The organism is uncultured Mailhella sp., from assembly GCF_947631555.1.
Classification (GTDB): domain Bacteria; phylum Desulfobacterota; class Desulfovibrionia; order Desulfovibrionales; family Desulfovibrionaceae; genus Mailhella.
This window is the reverse complement of sequence record NZ_CANRLT010000134.1, coordinates 1-3,830: the sequence shown is the minus strand read 5'-3', so window position 1 is coordinate 3,830 and position 3,830 is coordinate 1. Positions and strand designations below refer to the sequence as shown.

The window sequence follows — 3,830 nt, the reverse complement described above, 5'->3', positions numbered from 1 at the left end:
ACCCGGCGCTGGCCGCGCAGGTGAGCGCCCTTTCCCCTGCCTGCTCCCTCATCGGCGGTCCGCTCCTGCCCGGTCAGGTCAAGGCCCTGAAAAACGCCGCCACAGGCCGCGCCGTCTTTACCTTCACCGCCGCCCTGCCCGCGGGCTTCACCGAGGGCACGGATCTCTGGCGTCTTTTCACCTCCTCCGAAGATCAGGCCGCCGTGCTGCTTGATGCGGCGCAGGCCCTCGGCATCGGGAGCGTGGGCATATTCAGCCCGGAAGACGCCTACAGCAAGCACATGAACGCCGTGTTCCAGAGCGAGGCGCAAAAGCGCGGCTTCCTGCTCAGCTACGGAACCTATACCGCCGGGAACATGAGCGGCTGGCCCAGGGAGGCCTCCGCCTTCCTGAAGACCCGCATCGGCAAGGGGCGCGGCAGCATTCCCGAAGCCACGGCGGGCTTTCAGGCCATCTTCCTGCCCGACAGCTGGAAGAACATGGATATGCTGGTTTCCAGCCTGCACTACGGCGGCGCGCACAACATGCTGATGATGGGCACGACCCTCTGGGAACAGAGCCTCGGGGCAGGCAGCCGCAACAACGCCGCAGCCTTCTCCCTCACCGTTTTCCCCGCCGCCTGGGACGAACGCTCCGCCGCCCCGGGGGCCGCCGCCTTCCGCAGCGCCATGAGCGCCAGCGGCCACCGCACGGACGACTGGGCCGCCCTCGGCTTCGACTTCGTGCAGATGGCCGCAGCCCTGAAGCTCCAGCCCGGATGGACGCCGCAGACGCTCAACGCCAGACTCTCCGGCCTGCGCGTGGACTGGGCCGCCGCGCCCTTCTCCTGGGACGGTTCGGGCAAGGTCCGCCGCGCCCTCTTCCTCATGCGCCCCGCAGCCGTGGGCAGCGAAGCCGTGGATCCCACCGCCCTGCGTGCCCGCTACGCGAACGGAAGCGCTGCGGCTGCGCCGGAACCGTCCGCTTCGGAACCTTCCGGGCCGGATCCGTCCGCCACGGCGCGCAGCCTTCAGGAACTCGTTGACTCCATCACCCCCAACTGACGAGCGAACGCCATGCCTCTTGACCGCAAAGACCTGCTGCACCTCTGCCGCCTCTCCCGCCTGAAGCCGGACGAATCCGTCCTTGACGAAATGGCCGGACAGTGTTCCCGCATCCTCGACTACATGGACAAACTGGCGGAGCTGGATACCGCCGGCGTGGAACCTCTCTACTCCCCCGTGGCTCACGAATGCGCCTTCCGCGAGGATGAAGCCGTGCGCCGCGCCGAACGCCGGGACATTCTGGCAAACGCCCCGGAAAGCGACGGCGCCTTCTTCATCGTTCCCCGCATCGTGGAGGGCAAGTGATGGAACTTTTTGAACTTTCCCTCTGCGAACTGCGCGATGCCCTGCGCGAGGGCAGCGTCAGCGCCGAAGCCGCCGTTTCCTCCTGCCTTGAGCGCATTGCCGCCACCGAGCCTTCTGTCAAGGCCCTGCTCTCCCGCCGCGATGAAGCCGCGCTGGAACAGGCCCGGAATCTGGACAAGGCCCGCCCCGCCGATTTTTCCGCGAAACCCCTGTGGGGCGTTCCCGTCACGGTGAAGGATGTGCTCGCCTGGCGCGCCCTGCCCACCACCGCCGCCTCACGCATTCTGGAAGGCTTTGTCCCGCCCTACGATGCCTTTGTGGTGCAGAAGCTGGAAGAAGCCGGGGCCGTCATCCTCGGCAAGAACAACATGGACGAATTCGCCATGGGTTCCACCACGGAACATTCCGCGTATCAGGCCACGGCCAATCCCTGGGATCTTTCCCGTGTGCCCGGCGGCTCCAGCGGCGGCTCCGCGGCCAGTGTTGCCGCCTGCCAGTGCTGCGCCTCCCTGGGTTCGGACACCGGCGGCTCCATCCGTCAGCCCGCCTCCCTGTGCGGCTGCGTGGGCATGAAGCCCACCTACGGCCGTGTGTCCCGCTACGGTCTTCTGGCCTATGCCTCCTCCTTCGATCAGGTAGGCCCGCTCACCCGCACCGTGGACGACGCCGCCGCCGTGCTTCAGGTCATCGCCGGGTACGACCGCCGCGACAGCACCTCTTCCCCCGAAGCCGTGCCCGACTACAGCGCCGCCATGCGCGCCCGCTCCAGTCTCAAGGGACTGAGCATCGGCCTGCCGCGGGAATTCTTCCAGCACGATGGGCTGGACGAAGGCGTGGCCGCCGTGTGCCGCGAGGCCGTGGAACGGGCCAGGGACCTGGGCGCCAGGATCGTGGACATCTCCCTGCCGCATACGGAATACGCCATCGCCAGCTACTACATCCTGGCCGCGGCGGAAGCCAGCTCCAACCTCGCCCGCTATGACGGCGTGCGCTACGGCCACCGCACCGCGAACCCGAAAAATCTGGAAGACATGTATGTGAGTTCACGCACGGAGGGCTTCGGAGCGGAGGTGCAGCGCCGCATTCTGCTCGGCTCCTACGTCCTCTCCGCGGGCTACTACGATGCCTACTACCGCAAGGCCGCGCAGGTGCGGCGGCTCATCCGTCAGGATTACCTCGATGCCCTCTCCATCTGTGATATGCTGCTTGCGCCCGTGTCCCCCGTGCCCGCGTGGGAGGCTGGTTCTCTGGGCGGCGACCCCTTGCAGATGTACTTCATGGACATCTTTACCCTGTCCCTCAATCTGGCGGGGCTGCCCGGACTGTCCCTGCCCGCGGGACTGAGCGGCGGGCTCCCTGTGGGGGTGCAGCTCCTGGGCCGCGCCTTTGACGAGGGCACGCTCTTCCTTGCGGGCGGACTGCTCACCCGCGCCCTCGGTACGCACGGCCAGCGCGCCCCGCTTTAAACCTCTGTCTTCAGCCGGGGCCGCGCGCCCCGCTTTTTCAGGTGCTGCCATGAGCGACTTTCATTCCTACGCCTCCCTGCCCTTCTACCCTGGCCCCGTCTCCCTGCATCCCGCTGCGGCCCGCGCCCTTTCCCGCGACTACGGCCCGCCGCGCATGGGCGACGACTACCTCAGGCTTTACGGCTCGGTCCGCTCCCGCCTGCAAAAGGCGCTGGGGACCCGCGAAGACGTCATTCTCGGCACGGGCGAAGCCATGCTTGTGCTCTGGGGCGCGCTGAAAAGCCTGCTCCGCCCGGGCGACACGGTGCTGAGCGTGGGCACGGGCGTGTTCGGCGACGGCTTTGCGGACATGGCCAGAGCCATAGGCTGCCGCGCTGTCTGCATCTCCGAACCCTACGACCGCACCATTTCCGAAAGCACACTCCAGCGCGTGGCCGAGGCCGTGCGCCTCCACCGCCCGCTGCTCATCACCGCCGTGCACTGCGAAACGCCCTCCGGCACACTGAACCCGCTGGAAGCGCTGGGCGCGCTGAAAAAGGATCTGGGTGTGCCCTTCCTCGTGGTGGACGCCGTGGCCAGCGTGGGCGGCGCGCCCGTCCGCGCCGATGCCTGGAACGCGGACTGCGTGCTCGGCGGCTCGCAGAAATGCCTGTCCTGCCCGCCGGACATGTGCTGCATGAGCGTGAGCGCGGCCGCCTGGGAACGCATCGCCGAAGTGGGCTACGCCGGATATGACGCCCTTACCCCCTTCCGCGGAGCTGCCGAAGACGCCATGCGCTTCCCCTACACGCCCAACTGGTGGGGTGTGGCCGCGCTTTCCGCCGCTCTGAACGCGCTGGAAGAAGAAGGCTGGGATGCGGTGTTTGCACGGAACGAAGCCACGGCGAAGCTCTGCCGCGAGGGGCTTGTCCGGCGGGGTGTGGCGCTCTGGCCCGCGCAGGACGCCGTCTGCTCCCCCACGGTCACGGCAATTTCGGTTCCATAGACGGCGACGGCGCGGCCGCCATGCGTTATA

The 3,830-nt window shown here is 67.8% G+C and carries 3 protein-coding genes and 1 pseudogene; all 4 read left to right on the top strand.

Annotation, left to right across the window (positions count from 1 at the left end):
- Positions 1-1,043: pseudogene (locus Q0Z94_RS11410) on the top strand (hypothetical protein); the annotation flags it as partial.
- 12 nt (positions 1,044-1,055) lie between these two features.
- Positions 1,056-1,349 (top strand): Asp-tRNA(Asn)/Glu-tRNA(Gln) amidotransferase subunit GatC, encoded by a 294-nt coding sequence (gene gatC, locus Q0Z94_RS11405; RefSeq protein ID WP_298069819.1) that lies wholly within the window; start codon positions 1,056-1,058, stop codon positions 1,347-1,349.
- On the top strand, positions 1,349-2,815 hold the full coding sequence (gene gatA / locus Q0Z94_RS11400) for an Asp-tRNA(Asn)/Glu-tRNA(Gln) amidotransferase subunit GatA (protein ID WP_298069817.1): 1,467 nt from the start codon (positions 1,349-1,351) through the stop codon (positions 2,813-2,815). The genes gatC and gatA overlap by 1 nt, the downstream gene beginning before the upstream one ends.
- Before the next feature lie 49 nt (positions 2,816-2,864).
- Positions 2,865-3,800 carry an aminotransferase class V-fold PLP-dependent enzyme gene (locus Q0Z94_RS11395; protein ID WP_298069815.1) on the top strand — a complete coding sequence of 312 codons (936 nt, stop codon included), beginning with the start codon at positions 2,865-2,867 and terminating at the stop codon, positions 3,798-3,800.
- Positions 3,801-3,830 lie beyond the last annotated feature (30 nt).